This is a genomic window from Streptomyces sp. NPDC001970 (genome assembly GCF_053594115.1).
On sequence record NZ_JBSFDW010000025.1, the window covers coordinates 42,236 to 69,229 of the forward strand.

Sequence of the window (26,994 nt, forward strand, 5' to 3'; positions counted from 1 at the left end):
GTCGGCTGGTTCGTTGAGGCTGAGGAATTGTGTGATCTTGCGCAGGCCCACCTCGTCCTCGGCCCTGGAGAGTGCCTTTTCGGCGAGTGCTCGCAGGTGGAGGTCGCGGAGATGGAGATCGGCGAAATCCGGGCCCGAGTGCTTGGCGGATGTCGGCTTGGGCGCTGTCGGAGAATGATCTGACCTTGCGGATGAGGGCGGAGCAACCCACGAGGCACCGGGTAAGCCGTGCCCTGCACCCTCAAGATCAGGATCTACCGGTGAAGCACGACAGCCCTGGTGGCCAGCGGGCTGAGCCGATCGGTGTAGCCATCGGGTGTGCGGGCCTGCCGCCGGCACGCGTGGGCAAGGATGGAGGCGGAGGTGTTTTCGAATGCCCAGCGGTGACGTGCTCGTACTCATCGATGAGAGTGGCCGGGTGGTCGAGTGGGGGCGTCCGGCGGAGGAACTGTTCGGGTGGTCCGCCGAACAGGCAGTCGGCCAGTTGGTGACCGTGCTCATGCGCGAGGTCGCCGCTGACGACGAACGGCGGCGGGAAAGGCTCTCGGATGCGGCCGCGGTGCTGGTCAAGCCGGTGTTGCGAGGTACCTCCGTGGTCTGGCAGGTGCTCGCAGCAGGAGACACCGTGTCGGGACAGGACGTGGCGATCCTGAAGGCCATGTTCACTCAGTCACCGGTGGGACTGCACGTCCTCGACGACCGGCTGCGCGTGGTCCGCATGAGCAGCGCCGGCCGCGCCCCGCATGACACGCCGGTCAGAGAGCTGCTGGGCAAGCATTTCACCGAGGCGTGTGAACTCGAAGACCCCGAGGAAGAAGCCGCCGTGGCGCACAGGGTCCTGGAGAGCGGAGGGCCGGTAGTGAACCGGCTAGTCCGGGGCGTCAAGCCACCAGGCCGGCGCAAGCGGCGACTCTACTCCGTCTCCTACTTCCGCTTGGAGGGCTCCCGCGGCGATGTGCTCGGACTGGTGGCTTCCACGGTCGACGTCACCGAGCGCGAGAACGCACAGAACCGCCTGGACCTCCAGGAAATGGTCCGCACACGAGTGGGACACCGACTGAACGTGATGGATGTCTGCTGGGAGCTGGTGGATGCGGTAGTGCCCGCCTTCGCGGGCATCGCCGATGTCGAGGTGGTCGAAGACGTCGTCCGCGGCGAGGACCCTCCCCTGGTCCCCGTCCACCGGAACGTTCCACTGCGCCGAGCAGCCGCCAAAGGCCACGTCCCGGCCCACCCGGTCAGAGATGTGGGCCCCTTGCCGACGGGCACCCCCTTCTCCCACGTCCTGTCCGACCTTCGGCCGCGCCTCGTCTCGCTCGCGGAGGACACCTCGTGGCTGGCCGCCGACCCGGCCCGGGCCGAGGCCGTCAGGAGATCCGGTGCGCACTCCCTGATCGTGGCACCACTGGTGTTGCACGGTCAGGCGCTGGGCGTGGTCAGCTTTTACCGCCACCAGCATGAAGACCCCTTCGAAGAGGATGACGTCGCGGTGGCGTCCGCGGTGTGTGCGCACGCTGCGCTCTGCATCGGCTACGCCTCTCAGTACATGCGTGAGTGGATTATCGCGTCGACCGTCCAGCGCAGGCTTCTCCCCCAGCAACCGGCCCCACAACCCACCGTGGAGATCTCCCCACTGCACCTTCCCTGCCCGGAGGGCGGCGGGGCGTGGTTCGACACGATCGCGCTGCCCGGCGCACGGACCGCGTTGATCGTCGGCGACGTGGCAGGGCAGGGCATTCCCGCCGCCATCATGATGGGACTCCTACGGACGGCCGTCCATGCACTCGCCGCCCTGGACCTGCAGCCCGACGAGCTGCTGGCCCGCTTGAGCGACACCACAGCCCGTCTCGCCGCCGCGCGCGCCGCACTGCCTCCCATGGATCCCCTCAAGGTTGAGCCGCTCACCGCCGGCTGCTCCATCGCGATCTACGACCCGGTCGATCTCACCTGCACCATCGCCCGCGCCGGTCTCCCGGAGCCGGTCGCCGTCTTCCCCGACGGCACCTCGGCCGGCCTGCGCGTTCTCCCAGGTCCCCCACTCGCCGGAACGGACACCGCCCCCTTCCCCGCGACCACCGTCGACCTCCCCGAGGGAAGCATCCTCGCGATGGGCACGGCCGCGCTCGCCGATGAGGTCCTGGCGCCATCCGGTCCATTGCGTCCACTCCTGGACGGCGCCGGCACAAAGCCCCTGCCCGACCTGCGCGACGACATCGCGCACGCACTCACAAGCAGCCACCGGACCGGCGAGACGCTGATGCTGCTCGCCCGCACGAAGGCGCTGCCCACGGATCGGGTACTGACCCGCTCGCTACCCGCGAACCCCGAGGCAGCGCCGATCGCCCGCGCAGCGGCCCGCCGCCAACTTGAGGCCTGGGGCCTGGACGAGGAAACCGCGTTCACCGCCGAACTCATCGTCAGCGAACTCGTCGGCAACGCGATCCGCTACGGCGCTCCGCCCCTGCAACTACGCCTGATCTTCGAGCGGATGCTGACCTGCGAGGTCAGCGACACCGCTCCCAGCGCTCCGCACGTGAAACACGCCCGCACCATCGACGAGACAGGCCGCGGACTGTTCATCATCGCGAGCCTCGCTGACCAGTGGGGCACCCGCTACCAGGCGCGTGGAAAGACCGTCTGGGCAGAACAAGCAACAGGGGCGTCGGCCCTCTCCACATGACCCAGATCGCCCAGACTCTCTGTCGCTCGGAAGCTCTTCGCGAAGGTCCATGCCCGGAGGGTATGGACCCCTCCCCGTCGCTCGCAGACGGTTTTGGAGCTCGAAGGACGCGCTGTGAGTGACCGCAGAGTTGCACACGGACCAGCAGGATCAGTAGGACCAGCACCCGGACGGTGCGTCACATCCCGACAGGGCAAAGGTTCTCTGATGCGGCACCAGAAGAGTGCGAGGGAACCTACAGAAGTCTGCGTGGTCAAGATGCGCGACTCTGGGCTCCCTCAACGGACGTACGGGCCGTGCGCAGCCACACCCGCTCCCTGCACGCGCCCAGACGAGCGCGGCTCCAACCGAGGGCCGAGGGAGCGTCAGCCGCAGGACTCTTCGGCGGCGGAAGCGGCGACGGCCTCGGCACTCACGCGCTGTTCGACGTCCGACTCCGGTGTCCCCTCCGGAAGAAGGAGCTCGAACTCGACCAGGAACTCCATGATTTCCGGCCCTGCTCTCAACCAACGAGATGCTGTCCACCATCGACGTCGTAGGTGGCGCCCGTCAGGGCGGTGTTGGTCATGATGTGAACAGCGAGGGCCGCGACGTCGTCCGGTCCGACAACGCGGCCGATCGGCAGCCTGGCTCGCAGTTCCTCGCGACGGGCGTCGAGGTCGTCGCCGAGGAGCCTTGCCGACAGCGGAGTGTCGACGAAGCCGGCTGCGATGAGATTGACCCGGACCGGCGCGAGCTCGAGCGCGAGGCTGGCCGTGAGCACCGGCAAAGCGGCGGTGATCGTCGGCGCGATCCCGAGACCGGGACCGATCCGCCGAGCGCCGGTGCCGCCCATGAGTAGCACCGTGCCTCCGCGGCGCACCTTGCCGACGGCGTGGCGCGCAACCTCGAGCGCCAGCACCATGCGCTCGCTGATCGCCCGGCGCGCCTGATCCGGGTCCATCTCGAGGAGCGGCCCGTAGGTCGGGTGTCCGGCCGTGACCATCACGTGGTCGATCGGCTCCGGCAGCTCCTGGAAGAACCGCTCCAACGACACCGGGTCGTTCGCATCGAAGACTGCGGTGTCGACCGCGCCGACGTCCGTCGCCGCGCTCCGCAGCCGGTCGGGGTTCCGGCCGGTCAGAATGACGCCTGCCCCCTCGGCGCGTGCCTGCCTCGCCGTCGCCAGCCCGATGCCGGCGCTCCCGCCGATGACGACAACGGTCTGCCCGAGCAGCGCCGGGTCGCGGTGGCCGGACGATACAGATCTCGCTGTGCTCATGGTTCCTCCTCTGCCGTGCTCGTCGTCATCACGCCTCGCGCGGATTCCGTGCCCCTTGGACCGCCATGGCTGTACGCCTTCAGCCTGGTGCCGGTCTCCCCGATCTGCTCAACGGCTGGATCGTGTCGCGCAGTATCCCGAGGGCGGCGCGGGCTCGGATCCCAGCGAGGAAAAGCTCTTGAAACTGTTCAATTCGGCGTAGGCGTGCGTGTGCGCAGCGTTCCTGGCGACCTTCGCGAGGAGCACTGCACTGCTGAACCAGGACTCGGTCGTGCCCATCGCCGCAGACAACGATCACACGTGGTCAATGGCCGGGCGCTGTGCGCCATACTCCGTCCTCCGCGAGAACCGGTCTCCTCCACCACGGTCGCCGTTTTCGGGCCGTGCCGCACCTGTTCAGCACTCGGGACGCGTCCCGGTCTGCGGTACTTGACTTCACCTTTGACGCTGACGCGCGAAGGTTCACCGACGGCTGTGTGCGGCGGGGTCTCGCTCGGTGACGTGCCGGGCGACCGCGTCGACGCGGGGGCCGGGGGTACCACTCCAGGGACCCTACGGAGGCGTAGCCACCGTGCATGAACCGCACCGTGGTCATGATCGCGGCGGTCGGCGCGATGACGCGGGCCAGGCCCATGGCGGCTGTCCCGGCCGGGCTCTTGCCGCCGTGTCGTTCCCGGTTGAGCCGGCCCTGAAGGTCTGGCGGATCGATGTGTCCATGATCCAAAGAATCGCCCGGCAAGGAGACTCGCATGACACCTTCCGGTCCCCCTCGGCCATAGTCGCCGTACTCGCCGCCACCAGCCTGCCGGCGGCGCTGCTGCAGACGTTGGTCATTCCCCTCGTTCCCAGTCTTCCCGCAGTTCTCAACGCCTCACCCGCCGACGCATCGTGGGTCGTCACCATCACACTTCTTCTGACCGGCTCGATCGTGACGCCGGTCAGCGGGCGCGTCTCGGTGACCTCTTCGGCAGACGGCGCGTCTTGCTGCTGACACTTGCCGTAATGATCACCGGCGCGGTCATCTCCGCCGGGTCATCAGGTCGTGCCAGCAAGGTGCCCCGGCGGCCCATCCCCGCGGTGTCGTACCTGCGCCATGTCATAAGAGCGACAGCACCTGCCTATTGAGCAAGGTCGAAGGTGGCCCGGATGATCAATGCTCTTCCACTCTTCGCAGCGCTTGAGGAGTCTCCTTGTCCATGGTTCCCATCCCCCGACCCGGGCCGGTCGCGCTCGGCGTGGTCGCCGCCCTGGCACTCGGGGTCATACCAGCCACCGCCGCGGTATCCGCGGCCCCGGCCGGTCCGGTGCCACCCGCCGGGGCCGTACACCAGTCACCCGGCAAAGGCAGCACACACACCGTCACCCTGATCACCGGTGACAAGGTGACGATCGGCACTGCCGCCGACGGCACGGTCATCCGGTCCTTCGAAGGCGCGAACGGAGCCACCACGGGTTTCCACCGCAGTGTCATCGACGGCGCGACCTACGTCTATCCCGACTCGGTCATGCCGTACGTCAGCACGGGGAAGCTGGACAAGCGGCTGTTCAACGTGACGCAGCTGATCGCCGACGGGTACGACGACGCGCACGCCGACCGGCTGCCGCTCATCGTGAGCTACAACGACGCCGCGGCCAAGTCCCGGACCCAGCCCAAAATGGCCGGCTCGACGGTCGTTCGCCGGCTGGGCAGCATGCAGGGCGCGGCCCTCGCGCAGAACCGCGAGCAGGCCCCGGCGTTCTGGTCCGCGCTCACCGGCGGTTCGGGCTCGGCATCCGCCCGTTCGGCGAAGCCGGCTTTCGCGGCCGGTATCGCCAAGGTGTGGCTCGACGGCAAGGTCAAGGCCGACCTGTCCGACTCGACCGCGCAGATCGGCGCGCAGCAGGTCTGGGCGGAGGGCAACACCGGCAAGGACGTCAAGGTCGCGGTCCTCGACACCGGTGTGGACCCCGAACACCCCGACCTGGCCGAGCAGATCGACGACAGCGCCAGCTTCATCCCGTACGAGCCGGAAATCGCCGACTACCACGGTCACGGCACCCACGTCGCCTCGACCGTCGCCGGCACCGGCAGCGCCTCCGACGGTCAGGAGCGCGGAGTCGCCCCAGGCGCCCGGCTGGAGATCGGCAAGGTGCTCGACCAGAACGGCTCCGGCCAGGAGTCCTGGATCATCGCGGGCATGGAATGGGCCGCCCGGGACCAGCAGGCCAAGATCGTCAGCATGAGCCTGGGCGGAGGCGGTGACGCCACCGACCCGATGAGCCAGGCGGTCGACCAGCTCAGCCGCGAGACCGGCGCGCTGTTCGTCATCGCGGCGGGCAACGGCGGCCCGCGCTCCATCAGCAGCCCCGGTGCCGCGGACTCCGCACTGACCGTCGGAGCCGTCGACTCCGCGGACCGGCTCGCCGAGTTCTCCAGCCAGGGCCCGCGTGACGGCGACTTCGGACTGAAGCCCGAGATCACCGCACCCGGGGTCGACATCCTCGCGGCCCGCTCCCACTACCGTCGGGGCGCGGGCTACTACACGACGATGAGCGGTACGTCGATGGCGACACCGCACGTCGCCGGCGCCGCCGCGCTGCTGGCCGCCGTCCACCCCGACTGGACCGGCGCGCAGCTGAAGGAGGCCCTGGTCAGCAGCGCCAAGGCCACCCCGTCGTACACCCCGTACCAGGCGGGCGGCGGGCGGCTCGACGCCGTGGCGGCGGTGAACACCTCGGTGTTCGCGACCACCAGTGCCTTCTCCGGTTTCTACGCGTGGCCGCACGAGCAGGGTGAGACCGACGTCCAGAAGGTGACGTACACCAACACCGGTGACGCCCCGGTCAGCCTCGACCTGGCGATCGACGCGGCCGCCCCCGCGGGGCTGTTCACCCTGTCGGAGGACCGGGTCACCATTCCCGCGCACGGCACCACCACCGTCCTGCTGACGGCGGATCTGGACCGGATGTCGCTCGACCAGCAGATCAGCGGCATGATCACTGGTAAGGACAGCACCGGAAAGGTCCGGGCCAGGACCCTGATCGGCGCCGCGAAGGAGGGGCAGCGGCAGACCCTGACCGTCGTCGCGAAGGACCGGGCGGGCAAGCCGCTGTCCGGCAGGGTCGTCCTCACCGCTCACCGCCTGTTCACAGTGCTGGATCTCGACGCGTCCGGCACCGGCACCGCACGGATGCCCGTCGGCAGCTACAGCGGATGGCTCACCGCCGATGTGCGGGGGGCCAACGGGCCGCACTCGCTGGGCATGGCGATGCTCGCCTTCAACGACGTCAAGCTGGACCAGGACCGTACTGTCACCCTGGACGGCCGGAAGGCCCGTCAGATCCTCGCCCACGCGCCGAGGCAGACCACCGCGGTCGCTCCGCGACTGGACATCCACCGGTCGTTCACCGACAGCCTGGTCGAGTCTTCCATGATGCCCAACGAGACCTACGACAGCATCTGGGCGCTGCCGACCGGTGAGAAGGTCACCGACGGCAAGTTCGAATTCGGCGCCCGCTTCCGCCTCGAGCAGCCGGCGCTGACCGTGGGCACGAAGGCGGAAACCTTCGACGACCCGCTGGTCAAGCGTGCGGCCAAGCCGCTGCCGGCCGGCACCCGGACCCTGACGGCGGTCTTCGCCGACGAGGGTGCGGCCGAGACGCTTGCCCGCAAGGGCGTGCGCGGCAAGGCCGTGGTGGTGCGGCGCAGCGACTCCGTCACGATCAAGGAGCAGGCGGAGGCCGCCGCCGCGGCGGGCGCGCAGTTGCTCCTGGTCGCCCACGACCGCGTCGGCCGGCTGCGGCCCTGGGACGAGAACCCGTGGAGCCCGGAGAGCCCGGCCCCGCTGACGGTCGCCACACTCAACGCCGATCAGGGCGACGATCTGATCGACGCGCTCCAGCGCGGATCCGTCGAGTTGAAGGTCACCTCGCATCCCACCACCGACTACCTCTATGACGTCGTGCACCACTGGACCGGCGCCGTCCCGACGAACCCGACCTGGCGGGTGGAGCCGCGCGACCTGGGCCGGGTGGACGTCTCGTTCCGCAACCACCGGCCCGGCAAGGCGAACGAGTTCCGCTACGACGTGTGGCAGGGCTGGACCGCCGGAAACCAGGTCACCGCTCCCGCCCAGGGCGAGCGGACCGACTGGGTCACCTCCGAGGCCGCTTGGTACGAAAGCGCCTTCATTCCCACGGAGACCGGGCAGGAGTCGATCGCAAAGCTGCGATACCCGGCCGGTGAGACCAGCAAGGTCAACTGGTTCGGACCGATCCAGCGACCCCGAATGGGCCCGGTCAGTTCCCAACCGGTGCGCTACCTCGACACTGTGTACATCCCCGCCCCCGGCTGGGGCGACTCCGGCGCCGGCCATGTCGGTGGGACCCGCGGCAACTACGACGTCAAGAACTGGATGTCGCTCTACCAGGGTGACCGCCAACTCGACTGGGGCAACGCCGAGTTCCTGCCGGTTCCGAGGCTCGCCGCGGAGCGGCTGCCCTACCGGCTGGTGGTCGACAACGACCGGGGCGCCTGGACCCACCCGTACTCGACGCACACGCTGACCGAGTGGAACTTCACCTCCGCGGCCACCGGGGTCGAGTCGGTGGAGTCCCTGCCGCTGATCCAGCTCGACTACGGCGTGGACACCGACAAGGCGGGCCGGGCGGACCGGCGTGCCAAGCTCACGGTGACCGCATCGCACCTGCCCGGCACAACCGCCGCCATCGGGAAGCTCTCCGTCGAGATCTCGTACGACGACGGGGCGACCTGGCAGCGGGCCGACCTGGACCGTGCCGGTGACGGATGGCGGACGAGCCTCAAGGCCCCGAAGACGGCCGGCTTCGTCACCCTGCGGGTCACCGCCCGGGACAGCGCCGACAACAGCGTCTCGCAGACGATCACCCGGGCCTTCGGCCTGCGCTGACGTCATCTGACACAGCACGCGCATGGGCGGGGTCGCAGCCGGCGGCCCCGCCCGGCGCCGTTCGCCGGCCCGGGCCCGCTGGTACCGGCCGCACGCATCGTGGGCCTGGCCGACGCGCTCGCGTCCCCGGTCCGAACCGGCGGATCCCGTCATCCGGATGAGAGGGACCCGCTGGAACCCACCGCAACCCGCAACCGTCCACGCTCCTGCCGGCGGCCGACCACCATCGCCGCCTGCCGGCCACCCCAGAAGCCGCCCGGCCGGGCACGCCCGGCGGGCCGACGCCATCCCCTCCGCAGGACTCCGTGAGACGGCCTGGACCCGACCTCGGGGCCCAGCGGATGCTGCCGCCGGGCCCCGAGCCCCGCCTCGGGCGAGCAGATCCAGCAGCCGGCCGGCCGGCCGTTCCGCGGCACCGACAGGGTTCCTGGGATGCTCGGGATCATCGCTCGCCGGCAGAAACCGGCAGACCGGGGCGAGCAGCCGACGGCACTCGCGCCGGCGCGCTGTCTCCGTGAGGGAACGACCGAACCGGCCCAGGAGCGCTGTGACGTCAAGCGGATGCTCGACCCAGCTCCCCATGTACTCGGTGATCTCCCCCAGTTCAACAGCATGATCACTGCCGACGGAGCCCTCGGATTCGACGGCTTGGATCCAGGAGCCGTTCCGGAGACTGCCGGCGAGATTGCCGTCTCCGGGGCCGAAGGCCGGTGGAACCGCGCTGCCCTGACGTCACGGCCCTGTCCGGGACATCACTTCCGAGGCTTCAGCTGCGCGTTGGGCAGTTCGGGAGCCGGGAGCACGGTGGCCCACTCCTCGGGGAAGCGTCCGTACGGCCCTGCCTCGGAGTGATCACCGGTCATCTGCTGCTGCCACTGCGACCGGAACGTGACGATCTCGTCGTGACTGCGGCCGACGAAGTTCCACCACATGACGATGCGCTCGTTGAGCGGCTCCCCTCCGAGCAGCACTGCACGGACCGGCCGGTCACCCGTCTCGATCGTCAGGGAGTCCGCTCCGGTGGGCAGGTACAGCAGTTGTGCGTCGGTGGCGGCGACCCCGCCGGAGGTGATGTCGCCCGAGTCGACCAGGATCCCGTGCTCAAAGGACGGGTCCACCTCGAGCCGCACCACCGCTTTCGGGGCGATCTCCAGCTCCGCTCCGAGGAGAGGCGTGCTCGTGCGGACGGGTGAGGCCGAGCCGGCCAGGGAGCCGAGGAAGACGCGCATGCGGGCTTCCCCGACGGTGACGGGCTCGGGCGCGTAGGACTCGAAGCGGGGTTCGGCGTAACGGTCGTGCTCCGGGAGGGCGATCCACAACTGCACACCGTGCAGGGTCGTGGTGTCCGAGGTGGTGTGTTCGGCGTGGGCGATGCCCCTGCCTGCGGTCATGAGATTCATCTCGCCGGCCCGGATCAGTGCGTGCGACCCGATGGTGTCCTGGTGTTCGAGGGTGCCGGTGAACAGCCAGGAAACCGTCTGGAGACCGGTGTGCGGGTGACCGGGCAGGTCCATGGCCCTGGCGGCGTCGGTCGTGGTGGGGCCGTAGTGGTCGGCGAAGCACCACGCTCCGATCAGCGATCGGTGTCGCTGCGGCAGCGTCCGTCGGACGGGATGGGCGCGTGGGCCCCCGAGCGGGACCATCCGTGGGTGCAGGACCTCCGCCACTGCCGGTGAAAGCGTGCCGGCGTCCTTGGCCGCAGGGGCTGCCAGGGTGAACTCGGCGTCGCTCACGAGGCCATCAGCTCGCGCACACGGGGAGCCACCTTCGTACCGAAGAGCTCGATGTTGGTCATGAGCGCCTCATGCGGAAGACCGTTCATCCCGTACTTGAGGTCGAAACGGTTGGCGCCGAGTTCCCGGAGGGTGGTGACGATCTTCTGTGCCACCGTTTCAGGCGAGCCGACGAACAGTGCCCCTCCAGCGCCGACGTCGTGCATGAACTGCTCGAAGGTCGGGGCGCGGAATCCCCGCTGTTGAGCCACTTTACGAATGGCCTTCTCGTAGTAGGGCCAGAATTCGTCCACAGCCTGCTCGTCGGTCGCGGCCACATGCCCCGGACTGTGCACGCCGACAGGCTGGTCCGGCTGACCGAACTTCTCCAGCGCCTGCCGGAAGAGCTGTCCGAAGGGAGCGAACCGTGCCGTCGGACCACCGATGATCGCGAGCATCAGCGGGAATCCGTAGCGTGCGGCGCGGACGACGGACTCCGGATTGCCGCCTACGCCGATCCAGGTCGGGATCGCTCCGGACTCGCTGTAGGGGTAGACGGGCTGGTCCTCGAGGGCCGGCCGGGTGCTGCCCGACCAGGAGACGGGCTTCTCCTTGCGCAGTTCGGCAAAGAGGTTGACCTTTTCCTCGAAGAGAATGTCGTAATCGCCCAGGTCATAGCCGAACAGCGGGAAGGACTCCGTGCTCGAGCCTCTGCCGAGAATCAACTCGGCACGGCCGTTCGACACGGCGTCGAGCGTTGCGTAGCGCTGGTAAACGCGAACGGGATCGTCCGAGCTGATGACGGTGACGCCGGATCCGAGCCGTATGCGCGAGGTGCGCGACGCGATCGCCGCGAGGACCACGTCCGCCGCGGAGAGAGGCATCCAGTCGGTGTGGTGCTCCCCGATGGCGAAGTGGTCGAGCCCGACCTTGTCGGCGAGCACACCTTCGGCCACCAGATTGCGGATTGTTTCACCGTGCGACAGTGGCTGGCCCTGGGCATCGTTGGTCACGTCGCCGAACGTGTCCAGACCGAGCGTGATCGGGTGCCCACCCGCAGGGGACGGAGCTCGGTTGGTCATTGACAGGCTTCTCATTTCCGGTAACGGGCGGCGGGTATGCGCGGGCCGTGCCCCGCACCGGCGTCATGCGCTGGTGCGGGGCTTGGGCGGGTCGTCTCGTGATTCCTCGCGTCAGTGGGCGCGCAGCGGTGCGAGGGCCTTGCTCCAGGCGACGACCTGGTCCAGCGTGCTCGTGAGGGCGTCGGCCTGGGCGTCGACGGGCTTGAAGACGCTGAAGTTCTCGAAGTCGGTGAACAGGGAGAGTGCCACCTGGGAACGGACGTCCGCCATCTGCAGCTCACCGGCGATCAGGCGCAGGTGCTCCACGGCACGGGTGCCGCCGGTGGAGCCGTAGCTGACGAACCCGACGGCCTTGTTGTTCCACTCGGCGCAGAGGAAGTCGATGGCGTTCTTCAGCGCGCCGGGCACCGAGTGGTTGTACTCGGGCGTCACGATCACGAAGCCGTCGAAGGAGGCGATCTTTGCGGCCCACTCGTGAGTGTGCGGCTGGCTGTACTGACCCATCGCCGCCGGGGCGGGCTCGTCCAGGAGCGGCAGCTTGTAGTCCAGCAGGTCGACGAGCTCGTACTCCGCGTCGGTGCGCTGAGCAGCCACCTCGTGCACCCAGCGGGCGACGGCCTCTCCGTTACGTCCGGGGCGCGTGCTTCCGAGGATGATGCCTATCTTCGTCATGCTTTACACCTTTGCGAGGTATGTAGTTGCAGAGCTTGCGAAATCAGGTAAATGCGCAGACATGTGCTTGTCGCATCAAGTAGATTCGGTATCCGCTTGACTTGTCAAGCAGATGGAGTGTGAGGCATGTCCTCCGAGCAGCCCCTGCGACCCCTGGACCAGGCCGAAGAAGTGCTCGTGCGGGCGCTGGGCCAGGTCACGATGGCGCTGACGCACGCGGTCGACGCGGAGACGGCCCGCGACGGCAGGCCCCGTCTGCCCGAGTACACCCCCTCGTGCTCCTGCCTGAGGCCGCCAAGACCGCTATGCGGATGAGCGAACTCGCCGACACCTGCAACCTCACCCACCCTCAGTCGGCAATACGGCAGCCGATGTCGCCGCGGGCCCCGGCCCCTGGCATGCGGATACTGGCGGTGGTCTCAGCCCGGTCGAGCATGGAGGAGCCACGCAAGGCCGGCGCGCCACCGTAGTGGAAGCCGTTCCTCGAAAACCGCAGCCTCTGCTTCACACCCTCGGCCGCCACCGACCGATCGAGCTCGGCCCGGGGGCGAGCGGATCGAGCAGGCTCATGCGGCACCGCCCTGGTGGAAACGGCCCTGTTATCTGCGCCAACGCCACCATCGCCGCCCTTCGTGGGATTGGGCCCTGGAGAGGTGGTTCAGCGCCATGGCCTCGCGGTGGCGGTCGCCGAGCTCGCGGTAGACAGCGGCAGCCTGGGTGTGCGCGTCGATGGCCTCATCGAACCGTCGCCCCTCCTGCAGGGCGAGCCCGAGGTTGTTCAACGACAAGGCTTCGCGGTGGCGGTCGCCGAGCTCGCGGTAGACCGCGCCAGCCTGGGTGTGCGCGTCGATGGCCTCGCCGAACCGCCGCACCTCACGCAGGGCGAGACCAAGGTTGTTCAACGCCCCAGCCTCGCCATAGCGGTCGCCGAGCTCACGGTAGACAGCGGCAGCCTGAGTGTGCGCGTCCATGGCCTCATCCAACTGCCCTACCTCCTGCAGGGCGAGACCAAGGTTGTTCAACGCCGCGGCCTCACCCTGGCGGTCACCGAACTCTCGGCAGACAGCAGCAGCCTGGGCATGCGCATCGATGGCCTCGCCGAACCGCCGCACCTCCTGCAAGGCGCTGCCGAGGTTGTCCATCGCCCCAGCCTCACCGTGACGGTCACCCAGCTCGCGGCAGACTGCAGCAGCCCGAGTGTGCGCGTCGATGGACTCGCCGAACCTCCGCACCTCACGCAGGGCGAGCCCGAGGTTGTCCATCGCCACGGCCTCACCGTGACGGTCACCGAACTCGCGGTAGACAACGGCAGCCTGAGCATGCGCATCGATGGCGTCATCGAACCGCCGCACCTCACGCAGGGCGAGCCCGAGGTTGTTCAACGCCCCAGCCTCGCCGTGGCGGTCACCCGGTTCACCGTAGACAGCAGCAGCCTGGGTGTGCGCGTCGATGGCCTCATCGAACCGGCGTACCTGCCTCAGGGCGCTGCCGAGGTTGTTCAACGCCCCAGCCTCACCGTCGCGGTCACCGAGCTCACCGTAGACAGCAGCAGCCCGAGTGTGCGCGTCGATGGACTCGCCAAACCTCCGCACCTCACGCAGGGCGAGCCCGAGGTGGTTCAACGCCCCAGCCTCGCCGTCGCGGTCACCGAGTTCGCGGCAGACGGCCAGAGCGGTGGTGGTGATGGTGATCCAGTCGTCGAAGTAGCGGCGGTGGTCGAGGTACCGGGCGAGGGCGAAGGCGAGAGCGGCGCTGGTGTCCGGGTCACCGAGGGGTGGAGGTGCGGTGGCGGTGGCGACCAGGTTGAGGCGTTCGTCGTCCAGCCAGGCCAGAGCGTGGTGGCGGTCGGTGAAACGGGGGGAGCGGGTGCCGGGCAGGGTTTCCAGGTGGACGTCGGCTGCCTCGGTGGTGGTGCGGTAGTGGTCGTGCAGGCGCGCCTGGGCGGCAACACGCTGGTCGCCGTCGGCATGGGTATGTCCGCGCTGCTCGGCATACAGGCGCACCAGGTCGTGCAGGCGCCAGCGTCCCCAGGTGTGTCCGGGTTCGATCAAGTGGCCGCGGGCGAGGCCCTCCAGGAGCTCCTCGGCCTGGGGTTGGTCGGTGCCCGCCAGGTGTGCGGCGGATTCGGTGGACAGGTCCGGGCCGGCGTGGAGTGGCAGCAGCCGGAACAGCCGGGCGTGGTCGTGGTTGAGGCGCTGGTAGGACAGGTCGAAGGCGGCGCGCACGGCACGGTCCTCGCGGCGAAACCGATCCAGCCTGGTGTGCTCCGCCTCCAGGGCCTCTACCAGGGATGACAGGGGGCGGGTGGGAGCGTCGGCGAGCATGGCGGCGGCGATGCGCAGGGCCAGGGGCAGGCCCGCGCACAGCCGGGCGATCGCTGCGGCCTGTTCGGGTGCGTCGGCCACGCGGGCGTCGGCGGGGCCGCGGGCCTGCAGGAGGGCCTGGCGGAGCAGCTCGACCGAGGCACGCTCGGTGAGGACGGCAAGGTCGTGCAGGCGGACGTCGAGGTCCAGGGTGTGGCGGGAGGTGACCAGAGCCGCGGTGGTGCCATCGGTGGGCAGCAACGGGCGGGCATGCTCCGCGGTGGAGACGTTGTCGATGACGACCAGGATCCGGCGGCCCTGCTCGGCGAACCCGGCCAGCACGCTGCGGTACAACCGGGAGCGGCCCTGCAGATCGGCGGGGATGTGTTCGCCGGGCATGCCCAACGCGCGAAGCAGCCCGTCCAGGGCACGTTCGGGGGACAGTTGGCGTTCCGGGTCGTAGCCGAACATGTCGACGAACAGCACCCCGCCAGGGAACCAGCCGGGCTGCTTGAGCGCCCGGGCGGCGGTCTGCACGACCAGTTCGGTCTTGCCGACCCCGGCCAGACCCGCCACCGCCGCCACCAGCACCGCCTCCTGCGGCCCCGCGCCGGGTGCCAGCACCTCAAGCAGTTCCTCGACCTGTTCGTCGCGGCCGGTGAAGGTGGCCGCGGCGGTGGGCAGGCCGGACAGTGCCGGGGTGATCTGCGGGGGCAACTGCACGGTGATGTCCCGACCCTGGATCACCGCATGGAAGAAGACACCGCCGCTGATCTGGTTCGACACGCGCGGGCCTGCCCGACCCACGCCGCGGGGGTCCGCGTCGGCCATGCCGCTCAGCCCTGCGCGGCGGGCGTACCGGGGCCGGGGACGGCCGGCGGCAGGAGCGGTGTCGTGAAGGAGATCCCTGAGAAGCCCCGGCCCCGCAGCGCCGACCTGTTGAAGGTCCGACCGCTGATGGTGCGGTGCGCCTCACCGTCGCCGGTGCGCAGCAGCCTCGCCTGCTCGTGCCACGGCTGACGGCCGACACGGCGGTCCGCGTCCACCGCCGCCCGCGCCGGCGCGGTACTCAGCGCCTGCGCGCGCACCGGATCGGCCGGCGCCCGCTCCAGCTCTGCCGGCTCCACCTCCTCCGAACCCACCGTGGGAACGTCCTCGGTCTCCTGGCCACCACGGAGCGGAGGCCGCAACAGGAGACTCAAACCCGCCCACGCCTGTCGACCGGTCTCACCACCAGCGCCACCCGCCAACGCCGCCGGCAGCCCCACCGATACCGGATCCACCCCGCACCACCCTCCCCACCTACACGCCGACCGGAGTTCACACGCTACGAGAATCCACTCCTCCGCCACACACCGAACGCGAACTGCCGTCCAACACCGCAGGCCACACAGTGCGTGTCCGGCACGTCCGGCGCCGCATGAACCAGCCGTCGTATCCGCGACAACGGCGCGGGGCCGCGGCGCACCGTCTGACGTGCGTGTTCCTCCGCACCGAAGTCCACTTCACGGAGACCGCGGACGCCATCGGGCCGCTCGGCGCCACGTCGATGAGCGAGAGCCCCTTCAACCCGTCGCCCCGGCTTTCGCCAACGCGCTGCGCGACGCCACCGGCACCCGCTTCACCGAACGACCCGTCACCCGGAACCGGATCTGGCTCGCCCTCGACCGCCACGCCCGGGCCTCAGCCGCCGAGAGCCCGGCCCTTGGCGCTTGAACCCGGCCGAGCCCGTTTCCTGCTGTCCGTCAGTGGCGGCGACGGCCACCACAGCGTGTCGTGGGCGGAGATGGACTCCGACTTCGGCAACACGCCCGTACTGCCGGCGGCCCGCCTGGACAACGACGACCTCGACGCGGCGGGCACCCAGCTCGTGGTGCCCTCCGACCGCTGCGGCGCACGCTACATCAGCGCTCACGGCTTCATCAGCCGTCCGATCCGGAGGTACGGGTTCTCGCCTGTACGCCGCAGCGGCATCACCGCTCCGATCAATGGGAACTTTCTCCCATACGACTGGCATCTGCGATGGATAATCGTATCTAGAGTTGCAGATGCCAGATCGATGGCTCTAGCGTGTCGCGCATGCAGTCCTACACCATCGGACAGGCGGCACGTCTGCTCGGCGTCAGTCCCGATACTGCGCGCCGCTGGGCGGACGCCGGCCGGGTCGCAACCCATCGCGACGACAGCGGGCGCCGCCTCATCGACGGCCGTGATCTGGCGGCCTTCTCCATCGAGGTCGCCCAGAGCGGCGGCGGCGAGGAGGACGCCTCCTACACCTCGGCCCGCAACGCCTTTCCCGGCATCGTCACCGCGGTCAAGCTCGGCGATGTCGCGGCACAGGTCGAGATCCAGGCCGGTCCGCACCGGCTCGTATCACTGCTGACCCGGGAGGCCGTGGAGGAACTTGGTCTGGAGGTCGGCATGCAGGCCACCGCCCGCGTGAAGTCGACCAGCGTGCACATCGACCGCACCTGACCCTCGCTCCGACAAGCGGCGTCGCCCGTCACCGGCGCGGCTCATCACCACCCGCAACGGACGGCACCAGCCGGCCACGTCCCCCATGGAGTCCCACCCTGATGTCCCGCACGCTCACCAGACGCCGCGCCGCCGCTGCCGTACTGACCGCCGCCCTCCTCGTCCCGCTTACCGCCTGCGGCAACGGCGACTCCAAGAAGGAGGGTGGCAACGCGAAGGCCACCGAGTCCGCCAAAGGGGCCCCCAAGGCCCACTTGACGGTGCTGGCAGCGGCTTCACTGACCGACGTCTTCAAGACCGCCGGCGCGGCGTACGAGAAGAAGAACCCTGGCACGAAGATCACCTTCTCCTTCGCCGGGTCGCAGGAGCTGGTCGCCCAGGTGAAGCAGGGTGCCCCGGCCGACGCGCTGGTCACCGCCGACGCCAAGAGCATGGACAGCGTGAAGGCGGACACCGGCACCCCGGCCGTCATCGCCAAGAACCGCCTCGTCATCGCCACCGTCGAGGGCAACCCGCACAAGGTCGACGAGCTGAAGGACCTCGCGGACACGAAGCTGAAGGTCGTCCTCGCCGCGCCCGAGGTGCCGGCCGGCAAGTACAGCAAGAAGGTCCTCGACGCCCAGAAGATCACGGTGAAGCCGGTCTCCCAGGAGCCGAACGTCCGCGCCGTGCTGAGCAAGGTCGAGCTCGGCGAGGCCGACGCCGGACTCGTCTACAAGACGGACGCGGAGACCGCCACGGACAAGGTCGACGCGGTCGAGATCCCCGACGCGCAGAACGCCGTCGCCGAGTACCCGGCCGCCGCGCTGAAGCAGTCGAAGAACGCCGAGGCCGCCGCCGCCTTCGTCGCATGGCTGTCCTCGCCCGAGGCACAGAAGATCCTCCAGGATGCGGGCTTCCAGCAGCCGTAGTTCCGGCGACTGCCGTGAGGGGGCTGCCCGTTCCGGGGAACGGGCAGCCCCCTTCCCTCATCCATCACCCCGAGTCCCAGGGATCTCCGATGAAACGAATGCGCAGTCGCACACCCGGCCCCCGCACCCCGGTCACCCTGGCGATCCCCGCCCTGCTGGCCGTCGCGTTCCTGCTGCTGCCCCTGATCGGGATCCTCGTACGGACTCAGTGGGGCGAACTCGCGGACCATCTCTCGACGCCGGGGACCATCGAGGCGCTACGGCTCTCGCTGCTGGTCTCGTTCTGGGCGCTCGGCCTGTCGCTGGTCCTGGGCGTACCGCTGGCGTGGCTGCTGGCCCGCGTCCCGTTCCCCGGCAAGGCATTCGTACGCTCCCTGGTCCTGCTGCCGATGGTGCTGCCACCGACCGTCGGCGGTGTGGCACTGCTGCTCGCCTTCGGCCGCCGCGGCGTGCTCGGCCCCTGGCTGGAGAACACGTTCGGCATCACCCTGCCGTTCCACACCTCGGGCGCCGTCCTCGCCGCGACCTTCGTCGCCATGCCGTTCCTCGTCATCAGCCTCGAAGGCGCGCTGGGAGGACTGCGACCCGGCTACGAGGAGACCGCCGCGTCCCTCGGGGCCTCGCCGGTACGGGTGTTCTTCACCGTCACCATGCCCATGGTCGCCCCGGGCCTCATCGCGGGGGCGGCCCTCACCTGGGCTCGTGCGCTGGGAGAATTCGGCGCGACCATCACCTTCGCCGGCAACCTCCCCGGCACCACCCAGACGCTGCCGCTGCAGGTGTACCTGCTGCTCCAGGACGAGCCGGAGGCAGCGACGTCGGTCTCTCTGCTGCTGCTCGCCATCGCGATGCTCGTGCTCATCGCGCTGCGCGGCCGCTGGGCCGGTACGCCCGCCGTCCGCTCGCACGAACCCAGGCCCGCGGTGGACGAAGCCGACCCGGACACGGCCCCGGTCCCCTCCCCCGTACGAACCAACACTGAGCTCACAGCTCCGCAGGAGCTCTGGTCCCTGCACGCCGACGTCACCGGCTTCAATCGACTCACCCTGGACGCCGAACCGGGCACCACCATCGCCGTCGTCGGTCCCAACGGCGCCGGCAAGACCACCCTGCTGCGCGCGCTCCTCGGACTCACCCCACGCGCCGACGCCGGACTCCGGCTCGGCGACGACGATGTCACCGCACTCCCTCCGCACCGCAGGGGCGTGGCCTGGGTCCCGCAGGACGGTGCCCTCTTCCCGCACATGAGCGCGCTGGCCAACACCGCGTACGGACTGCGCACTCACGGCGCCCCGCGCGCCGAGGCCCGCCGAGAGGCGCAGGAGTGGCTCGACCGTCTCGGCGTCGGGCACCTCGCCGGCCGCAGGCCCGCGCAGCTCTCCGGCGGTCAGGCCCAGCGCGTCGCGCTCGCCCGCGCGCTGGCCGCCCGCCCCAGGCTCCTGCTGCTCGACGAACCGCTCGCCGCACTCGACCAGACCACCCGCGCCCACGTCCGCCACACCCTCCGGCGTCATCTCGACGGCTTCGGCGGCGTGTGCCTGATCGTCACACACGACCCCGTCGAAGCCGTGGCGCTCGCCGACCGGGTCCTCGTCCTGGACGGCGGGCGTGCCCTGCAGGACGCCTCGCCCGCCGAGGTCACGCGTCACCCGCGATCCCCCTGGGTGGCCCGAATGCTCGGACGCAACGCCTGGCCCGGCACCGCCACCGCCGAAGGCATCCAACTCGCCGGCGGCGGCACGCTCGTCGTCGCGGACCAGCTCCCGGTCGGCACCGACGCGCTCGCGATCATCGCGCCGGAAGCCGTCGCGGTACACCGCGACAAGCCCACCGGCAGCCCCCGCAACGTGTGGCCCGGCACGGTACGGGAGATCACCACCAGTGGAAGCCGGCTACGCGTCCTGATCAGCTCCGAGCAGGCCCCGGACCTCGTCGCGGAGATCACCCCGCAGGCTGTCGCCGAACTCGGCCTCGCCGACGGAACTCCCGTCTGGACCAGCCTCAAAGCGACCGAGGCGACCCTGGTGGCCCTTTGAGCCGATCCCCGTCGCGCGCCACCCGGGCGGACGACGACCATCGAGGCTTCGAAGGGCAGGGGAGCGCACCGTGCTGGCGTCACAAGACGGTGTCGTGCAACCGCTGCAGCGGAGTGGGCGGCAGCGTGCGGGAGGTACCGCGTGCGTAGTACCGCTCGACGTAGAACTGTCCCGCGCTCAGCACGGTGGTCACGGCTTCGGCAACAAGCCACCCTCGGACGCACAGCTCGCCAAGGAGCTGGACACGAAGCCGAGAGGGTGCTGCCACACGCGTGATCGAGCCTCACGGTGCCCCGGCTCGCCGGGTGAGAAGCTGTGAACGGATGTCTTACTGAGGGGAAACCGCTCCCTGAACCGGCTGCCCGTAGCGTCGTCGGGCATGACGGGGAACCTACCCACCGCATCCCGCCGGCCCGACCGTGCCGGCGCACTCGCCCGATTCCGACGCCCTGACGCCTCGAAGGCGCGTGCCTTCCCCGGTTGGGGCTCCATACGGGGCCGCGTGGCCATCGTGCTGGCCGTGCCGACCTGCCTGCTCCTCGCCGTGACGGGACTCGGTGTCGGCGACCGCGCGGCCGACTGGTCCGCGGCGCGGGAGACCGCCGGCCAAGTCGGCTTACTCCCGCCCGTGCAGGAGCTCGTCCGCGAGCTGCAGCGTGAACGCGGCCTGACCAACGGACTGTTGGGCGGCGCGAACGAGTACCGCGACGACGTGGCTGCGCAGCGCGAACGTACCGATGCCGCCCGGTCCGAGCTGAGGGCGGTGCTCTTGAGTGAGAGCGCCGATCAGGCACCCGGCACCGCGTCGGCCGTCACGGACGCCCTGCTTGCGCTCGCCGAGCTCGGCACGACCCGCGGCGATGTCGACGCCGGCAGCGCCGAGCGCGCCCCCACGCTGACCTTCTACACCGACGCCATCACCACACTGATCGACGCGGAGTCGGCTCCCGCGCAGTCAGCCACGGCGCACATCGGAGACCGCCGCATCGCCGACGGCGTACGGGCGCTCCAGGCCGTCTCCCGGGCCACCGAGGCCGTCGCCCTGGAGCGCGGCTCACTCAACGGCGTCTTCGCGGCAGGCCGCTTCCGGTCCGGCGAATACGTCGACTTCACGGAGGTACGCGCGACCCGGGTCGCCGCCCTCGGTCAGTTCGCCCAACTCGCCACGCCTGCCCAGCAGTCCGCGCTCGACTCCGCCTTCAGCACGGCCGCGGCCAAGCGCGCCGTCGCCTTCGAGGCGCAGGCCGAGCGCGGCGCCGACGGATCGGAACTCTCCGTCGTCCCGTCCCGCTGGTGGGCCGCCATGACGAAGCTCGTCGACGATCTGTACGACGTGCAAGGGAAGGTCGGCGACGAGATACGCGCCCGGGCGGACGAGACCGGCAGCGCGGCCACCAGCCAGCTCGGTGGCTTCCTCGCGCTGGGCGCGCTGATCCTCGCCGTGGCCATCGCACTCGCCATGTCCTCGGCGCGGTCCATCACGCGCCCGCTGGCCGCACTGGCCGACGAGGCCGACGAGATCGCCGGCGCCCGACTGCCCACCGCGGTCAGACGCATGCAGGAGGCCGACCCGGACGAACCCGTTCCCCCCGAGCCGCGGAACCCCCAGCTGCCGGGCAGCAACGCGCGCGAGATCAGCCGACTCGCCGCCGCCCTGCGCAACGTCGAGCACACGGCCGTCGGACTCGCAGCCGAACAGGCCGTACTGCGTCGCAACAGTACCGAGTCGCTGGCCAGCCTCGGCCGTCGCAACCAGGCGCTCCTTCGCCGCCAGCTCGTCCTGATCACCACCCTGGAGAGCCAGGAACTCGACCCGGACGCGCTCGCCGAGCTCTTCCAACTCGACCACCTCGCGACCCGTATGCGCCGCAACGCCGAGTCGCTCCTCCTCCTCGCAGGCGAGGAGTCATCGCCCCGCCGCTGGCCCGGCACGGTCACCATCACCGAAGTGGTCCAGTCGGCCGTCGCGGAGGTCGAGGAATACCAGCGGGTGGTCGCCGTGGACGTCGAGGAGTGCCGCATCCGCGGCCACGTCGTGGCCGAACTCTCCCACCTGCTGGCCGAACTCATCGAGAACGCACTGATGTTCAGCCCACCCAAGCAGCCTGTCGAGATCTACGGATGGCGGGACACCGGCGAGTACTGCCTGGCCGTCGTCGACCGCGGTGCCGGCATGTCGGCCGAGCAACTGACCCATGCCAATGCCCGCCTGTCGGGCAGCGAGTCATACCTGGTCGCACCCACCCGCTTCCTGGGCCACCTCGTGGTCGGCACGCTCGCAGCCCGCCTCGGCGCCCACGCCGAGCTGCGCCCCACCGAAGGCACGGGCGTCACCGCCTACGTCGCACTTCCCGCCACGCTCGTCCAGCACCCCGATCAACAACCCGCGGCGTCGGCCTCCGCAACCGGATGACGCAGGACGTTCCACATCCCTCCCCCACCAGCCGCACTGCAGCAGTAGCCGCTGCGTCAACCTCAGCAGGCCCTGCGGCAGTGCGAGGGTGAGGACGGCGGGGCCCTGCAGCGCACGTGCGGACCGGCACCGCGGGATGAATGCCGCTCTGCTCGCAGGCCCTCGGCGTTCGCCGGTGCGGTCGGCCGCCACAACCGCACCCGCACCCGGGTGCGCATCAAGCGGTTACGGGCCGCTTCTCAGCCTCCAAGGGTGAAGGTGCGCCAGTGGACGCCGTCGGCGGAGACCGCGTACGAGCCCTGGCCGGAGCTGCCGGTGCCGAGATAGCCGATCGGAGTGCGATACGGCGCTCCCGGCCGGCCGGTGCCGGCGGTCCTGCGGAAGCTGCGACCGCCGTCCGTGCTCCGGTAGACACCGCGCTCCCCGTGGATCGTCAGGCCCCCGTCCGTGGCGGCCACGGGGTCCCCGAGTATGGACAAAGGCTCCCGTCCGGGGCGGTACGTCCACACGCGCGTCCAACTGCGGCCGCTGTCCGTGCTCCGATAGAGCGCCCGCAGGCCGTTCTTGACCTCGTCCTCCTCCAGTAGCTGTCCGGGCTCGGCCGCGTAGAGGCAGTCATGCCCCTCGACGACCTGGAGCCCCCAGCCGGGTGTCGTCGCCTTCGGGCCGGGCAGCTTCTCGGCCCTCCAGGTGCGCCCCTGGTCGTACGAGACGGCGAGCGCCGACTTGCCGGTCCCGGCGTCCAGGCCCGAGGCCCATAGCGCGCCACCGCTCGACGTGCCCGCGGGGAGCACCACGCCGGCCAGCGGAGGCTGGGCGGCCAGCGCCTTGCGCCGGCCGCTGTCCGGCATCGTCACGACGAGCCGGCTACGGACGCAATCTCCGTCCTCCTTCTCCTTCAGGCAGTCCCAGGTGAGCTGGGCCGGCTCCGGCACGGCTCGCACCGTGCCGGAGACCCGTGTCGTGCCGCTCGTCCAGGTCCTGGCGCCGTCGTCGGTGAACCAGGTGAGGTCCGGGTCCCGGCCCGTCCCCGCGGTGATCAACGCCCTGCCCGGGCCCAGCGCGAAAATGTCGGCGACGAAGCCGTCTCCACCGCTCAGATCTGGCAGCGGAGACGTGCCCAACCGCCACTTTCCGTCCTCCAGGACCGCCACGTGCTGTCGGCACACGTGGTCGTCGTCAGTCCCCGCCTCGTCCTCGCCCGCGCACTCCCCCATCACGGCGAAACCGCTGTGCTCGTCGGCGAACGCCACGAACACGGCATGGCCCGGGAGTCGAGGCGCCGAGGGGATGCCGGGCGGAGGAGACGACGGCAGGGCAGCCGCATGGGACGACGGACTCGTCGCGGCCGGGCCGGCCGCATCGGTGTCGCACGCCGTCAGGCAGACGACGGCAGTGAAGGCGACGAGAGCTGACGAATTGTTCAGGCGCATGGGCTGGCTCCCCCTGTTGGCTGCGGCGGGCCCGCCCCTCGACCCCGCTCACCTCTCATACACCGCAGCCCCCCGCGAGGTTCCCACCCTGGACTCCGAACAGCGCCCCGCTCCGCACGAGTCGCCAGATCACGGCGATGGCTCCCCAGCCGCACGTGTCCGATCGGACGCGGTCACGCGTTAACCGCACCAGCACCACGCCGAAGCCACGGGCGTTCTCCAAGCTGCACAGCAGCAGCCGGGGCTTCGGATCTCCGGCGCCTCAACGAGGCCGGACGGACCATCAACCGCCTCAAGGACTGCCGCGCCGTCGCCACCCGATACGACTGTGAGGATGCAGTGGTGCCGCCTCGGGCGGCGGTCCGGCCCGCCTCCGCTGGGACAAACGCACCCGCGCCTACCTGGAACGACGCATCACCGAGGGCAAGACACGACGCGAAGCCATCCGATGCCTCAAACGCTACGTCGCCCGCGAGATCTACCAGGTCCTCATCACACCCAGGAAGAACCCGCCCGTGCCGGCACCCGCCAGTTGAAATCCATAGGGGCATCAAGAGGGCCTACGTCTTCCACGGCACCGTCACCGCCGGCCCCCGTCCGGTTATGGCTCACGCCATGATCCGCCGGAGAGGCCCTGGGGCCAGGGCGTGCGGATGGGCCACCGATCGCGTGAGTGCAATCAGGCCATGGTGGACGCCCGGCTCAGGGCATCTTCGCAAGGTTGCCGGCGATTGCGGCGAGCAGGGTATCGCCACAGGCGGCGGAGCTGTCCGCAGCCCAGCAGACGTAGCCGTCCGGACGGATGAGCAGGGCAGCAGCGCCCAGATCGTCGGTGCATGTGGCGCGGACGAGGTCGATTCGGGGCGGGAGTCGGAGGTCGGTCGGGACGGTTCCGGCCAGATCGAGCAGGACGGCGTGCCCCGAGCCGGACAGCGCCGACAGCCGGGTGGGGCCGGCTTCGGTGACCAGGTCGGCGTCCGGCATGCGCTGCCCGGTGAGCGGATGATCGCCGGACAGGGGGTAGCGCAGGGAGAGGCCGGAGATCAGTCCTGCGATGTGGCGGTTGGTGTCGGGCAGTCGCAGCAGGTCGATGAAGATGTCGCGCAGGGCGGCCACGTCCTCGCTCGGGTTCGGATCCGCCAGGACCCGCTGCGCCGAGGTGTGATGCAGGACCTGGGCTCCGACCGGATGCCGTTCGGCGTGGTAGGTGTCCAGGAGGCCGCTCGGCGCCCGGTCCTGGACGGCCGCGGCCAGTTTCCAACCGAGGTTGAACGCGTCCTGTATGCCGAGGTTGAGACCCTGGCCGCCCAGTGGCGGGTGGATGTGTGCGGCGTCGCCTCCGAACAGGACGCGGCCCGCGCGGTAGCGCTCCAGTTGTCGGGTGGCGTCGGTGAACCGGGAAGAGTTGTCCACGGCACCGAGGGTGGTCTCATGGCCGTACACGGCCTGTAGCGCGGTGGTGATCTCCTCGTGGGTGAGGGGGGTGTCGCTGGTGGTGTCCGCCTGGTCCGCGCGCCCGAAGGTGAACCGGTACCGGTCGCCGCCGAGAGGGGCCAACATGGCCCAGTAACCGCCCGCTTGACGTGTCAGGGTGCTCATATGCCCTGTCTGCTGCGGCACCAGCGACGATGCGGCGGACAGGCGGATGTCGGCCAGCACCGCCTGATGGGTTCCGGGCCTACCGGGAAACGGCAGCCCGAGTAGTTTCCGCACCGTACTGTGGCCGCCGTCGCACGCCGCCAGGTAGCGTGCCCGCGCCTGCAGACCGTCCGCCCTCACGACCACACCGTCGTTGTCCGACTCGACCCCTGAGACGGCAGTGCCGCGCAGAACCCGCGCGCCGGCGGCGATCGCCCGCTCTTCGAGTACTTCCTCGATCTCCCACTGAGGGATCGCGAGCGGGAAAGGGTGCCTGGTTTGCCAGTGTGTGCAGTCCAAGGGCACGGGCAAGGCCGCGAAGTGCCCGCCGACCGGATCACGCGGCGTGGCCCGGTGCAGCAACGGTTCCAGTAGCCCGCGCGATTCCAGCAGCTCAGCGGTACGGGGCTGAATCCCGCCGCCCTTCGCCTGCTCGATGCGCTGGGGCAGCTTCTCCAGTACCAGGGTCTCGACCCCGGCCAGAGCCAGTTCGTACGCCAGCATCAGTCCGGTCGGGCCGGCGCCCGCGACGAGGACCTCAGTCGTGCTCTCCGTCAACGCCTTCACTCCCTCTCATTCTCGCCTCGGAGCAAATGTATACCAGGTGCAGAAATATCCTCGGGAAAGCTACTTGCTACGGTGTATGTCGTGGACGGCAAGCCAGGGCTACGGGAACGGAAGAAGCTGCGGACCCACGCAGCGATCTCCGATGCGGCGATCACGCTGTTCCTCGAACACGGCTTCAACCAGGTCTCGGTGGCCCAGGTAGCCGAGGCGGCCGAAGTGTCCAAACGAACACTCTTCGCCTACTTTCCGACGAAGGAAGACCTCGTGGTGCACCGCCTCGCCGACCACGAGACCGAAATCGCACGCGTCGTGCGGGCCCGCCCGGCCCGCACCGCCCCGCTGACCGCGGTGCGCGAGCACTTCCTCAAGGGGCTGCGCGAGCGGGACCCGATCACCGGGCTCAACGACCATCCCCAGGTGCGCAGGGTCCATCGGATGATCCTCGACGCGCCCTCACTGGTGGCCCGGATGGAACGGTTCAAGGCCGACGCCGAACGAGCGCTCGCCCAGGCATTGCGGGAGACGGCGGGCACTCCGGAACTCACGGCGCGGTTGGCCGCCGTCCAGATCGTCGCGGTCCACTGGGCGCTGGCACAGGACAATGCCGAACGCCTGGCGTACGGGGAGCCGGCCGACGCGCGCTACGCGGGTGCGGTGACTGATGCGGAGCACGCGTTCGCGCTGCTGGAGAACGGATTGCGACACCTGACGCCGCAGCAGTGACTCCAGGCGCCCGAGCACCGAGCGTCCGCGTCGCCCGGCGCCCTTCAGCCGGCGGGCCAGCCACCGGCGTCTCGACTGTCACCACCACACAAACCCGGGCCCTCATCTCGCGCTGTGCACGGCCGATCGCCTCGGCGTCGCCCTCCCTGCCCGTGCTGCGGACCAGTTGGTACAGGAGCCG

16 protein-coding genes and 5 pseudogenes are annotated in these 26,994 nt (G+C 70.0%); 11 read left to right on the top strand and 10 right to left on the bottom strand.

Features of this window, described 5'->3' with window-relative positions; translation table 11 throughout:
* Positions 1-373 precede the first annotated feature (373 nt).
* On the top strand, positions 374-2,680 hold the full coding sequence (locus ACWCP0_RS26890) for a SpoIIE family protein phosphatase (RefSeq protein ID WP_451081355.1): 2,307 nt from the start codon (positions 374-376) through the stop codon (positions 2,678-2,680).
* A 502-nt stretch (positions 2,681-3,182) separates the two neighbouring features.
* Here ACWCP0_RS26890 and ACWCP0_RS26895 read toward each other — a convergent pair.
* Together ACWCP0_RS26895 and ACWCP0_RS26900 are read right to left on the bottom strand one after the other, a co-directional pair.
* Positions 3,183-3,941: an SDR family oxidoreductase gene (locus tag ACWCP0_RS26895; protein WP_451081356.1), complete on the bottom strand. Its 759-nt coding sequence runs from the start codon at positions 3,939-3,941 to the stop codon at positions 3,183-3,185.
* A 595-nt stretch (positions 3,942-4,536) separates the two neighbouring features.
* Positions 4,537-4,632: pseudogene (locus ACWCP0_RS26900) on the bottom strand (IS982 family transposase); the annotation flags it as partial.
* A gap of 505 nt (positions 4,633-5,137) precedes the next feature.
* Here ACWCP0_RS26900 and ACWCP0_RS26905 point away from each other — a divergent pair.
* A complete protein-coding gene (locus tag ACWCP0_RS26905; protein ID WP_451081357.1) occupies positions 5,138-8,848 on the top strand; it encodes a S8 family serine peptidase in 3,711 nt (1,236 codons plus the stop codon).
* Between the two features lie 752 nt (positions 8,849-9,600).
* Here ACWCP0_RS26905 and ACWCP0_RS26910 read toward each other — a convergent pair.
* From ACWCP0_RS26910 to ACWCP0_RS26920, 3 genes are all read right to left on the bottom strand, one after another.
* On the bottom strand, positions 9,601-10,581 hold the full coding sequence (locus ACWCP0_RS26910; protein ID WP_451081358.1) for a pirin family protein: 981 nt from the start codon (positions 10,579-10,581) through the stop codon (positions 9,601-9,603).
* Positions 10,578-11,642, bottom strand: a complete 1,065-nt coding sequence (locus tag ACWCP0_RS26915) for an LLM class flavin-dependent oxidoreductase (protein WP_451081359.1) — start codon at positions 11,640-11,642, stop codon at positions 10,578-10,580. Before ACWCP0_RS26915 ends, ACWCP0_RS26910 begins: the two co-directional genes overlap by 4 nt.
* Positions 11,643-11,753: 111 nt before the next feature.
* A complete protein-coding gene (locus ACWCP0_RS26920) occupies positions 11,754-12,314 on the bottom strand; it encodes an NADPH-dependent FMN reductase (protein ID WP_451081360.1) in 561 nt (186 codons plus the stop codon).
* 126 nt (positions 12,315-12,440) lie between these two features.
* Here ACWCP0_RS26920 and ACWCP0_RS26925 point away from each other — a divergent pair, with 126 nt between their 5' ends.
* Positions 12,441-12,629: a hypothetical protein gene (locus ACWCP0_RS26925; RefSeq protein ID WP_451081361.1), complete on the top strand. Its 189-nt coding sequence runs from the start codon at positions 12,441-12,443 to the stop codon at positions 12,627-12,629.
* Between the two features lie 284 nt (positions 12,630-12,913).
* Here the strand turns inward: ACWCP0_RS26925 and ACWCP0_RS26930 are convergent, their stop codons facing one another.
* Both ACWCP0_RS26930 and ACWCP0_RS26935 read right to left on the bottom strand, forming a co-directional pair.
* Positions 12,914-15,403 carry an ATP-binding protein gene (locus ACWCP0_RS26930; RefSeq protein ID WP_451081362.1) on the bottom strand — a complete coding sequence of 830 codons (2,490 nt, stop codon included), beginning with the start codon at positions 15,401-15,403 and terminating at the stop codon, positions 12,914-12,916.
* A 50-nt stretch (positions 15,404-15,453) separates the two neighbouring features.
* Positions 15,454-15,759, bottom strand: coding sequence for a hypothetical protein (locus tag ACWCP0_RS26935; protein WP_451081363.1), 306 nt, complete (start codon positions 15,757-15,759; stop codon positions 15,454-15,456).
* 347 nt (positions 15,760-16,106) lie between these two features.
* Here ACWCP0_RS26935 and ACWCP0_RS26940 point away from each other — a divergent pair.
* The 5 genes and pseudogenes from ACWCP0_RS26940 to ACWCP0_RS26960 all read left to right on the top strand — a co-directional run.
* A pseudogene (locus ACWCP0_RS26940) lies at positions 16,107-16,333 on the top strand (hypothetical protein); the annotation flags it as partial.
* A 7-nt stretch (positions 16,334-16,340) separates the two neighbouring features.
* Positions 16,341-16,529, top strand: a pseudogene (locus ACWCP0_RS26945) (molybdopterin-dependent oxidoreductase); the annotation flags it as partial.
* Between the two features lie 167 nt (positions 16,530-16,696).
* A complete protein-coding gene (locus tag ACWCP0_RS26950) occupies positions 16,697-17,092 on the top strand; it encodes a TOBE domain-containing protein (protein ID WP_351225898.1) in 396 nt (131 codons plus the stop codon).
* A 101-nt stretch (positions 17,093-17,193) separates the two neighbouring features.
* Positions 17,194-18,003, top strand: coding sequence for a molybdate ABC transporter substrate-binding protein (gene modA, locus ACWCP0_RS26955; RefSeq protein WP_451081364.1), 810 nt, complete (start codon positions 17,194-17,196; stop codon positions 18,001-18,003).
* Between the two features lie 89 nt (positions 18,004-18,092).
* Positions 18,093-20,039, top strand: a complete 1,947-nt coding sequence (locus tag ACWCP0_RS26960; protein ID WP_451081365.1) for an ABC transporter permease — start codon at positions 18,093-18,095, stop codon at positions 20,037-20,039.
* A 79-nt stretch (positions 20,040-20,118) separates the two neighbouring features.
* Here ACWCP0_RS26960 and ACWCP0_RS26965 read toward each other — a convergent pair.
* Positions 20,119-20,235 (bottom strand): annotated as a pseudogene (locus ACWCP0_RS26965) (amino acid ABC transporter permease); the annotation flags it as partial.
* Between the two features lie 306 nt (positions 20,236-20,541).
* Here ACWCP0_RS26965 and ACWCP0_RS26970 point away from each other — a divergent pair.
* Positions 20,542-22,452: a nitrate- and nitrite sensing domain-containing protein gene (locus tag ACWCP0_RS26970; RefSeq protein ID WP_451081366.1), complete on the top strand. Its 1,911-nt coding sequence runs from the start codon at positions 20,542-20,544 to the stop codon at positions 22,450-22,452.
* A gap of 239 nt (positions 22,453-22,691) precedes the next feature.
* Here ACWCP0_RS26970 and ACWCP0_RS26975 read toward each other — a convergent pair whose 3' ends face one another.
* A complete protein-coding gene (locus tag ACWCP0_RS26975; protein ID WP_451081367.1) occupies positions 22,692-23,885 on the bottom strand; it encodes a WD40/YVTN/BNR-like repeat-containing protein in 1,194 nt (397 codons plus the stop codon).
* Between the two features lie 368 nt (positions 23,886-24,253).
* Here ACWCP0_RS26975 and ACWCP0_RS26980 point away from each other — a divergent pair.
* Positions 24,254-24,421: pseudogene (locus ACWCP0_RS26980) on the top strand (IS110 family transposase); the annotation flags it as partial.
* A gap of 166 nt (positions 24,422-24,587) precedes the next feature.
* On the opposite strand, the gene ACWCP0_RS26985 reads toward ACWCP0_RS26980, so the two are convergent.
* Positions 24,588-26,081: an FAD-dependent monooxygenase gene (locus ACWCP0_RS26985; protein WP_451081368.1), complete on the bottom strand. Its 1,494-nt coding sequence runs from the start codon at positions 26,079-26,081 to the stop codon at positions 24,588-24,590.
* Between the two features lie 81 nt (positions 26,082-26,162).
* On the opposite strand from ACWCP0_RS26985, the gene ACWCP0_RS26990 reads away from it, so the two are divergent.
* Positions 26,163-26,813, top strand: coding sequence for a TetR/AcrR family transcriptional regulator (locus tag ACWCP0_RS26990; protein WP_451081369.1), 651 nt, complete (start codon positions 26,163-26,165; stop codon positions 26,811-26,813).
* The last annotated feature ends 181 nt before the right edge of the window (positions 26,814-26,994 follow it).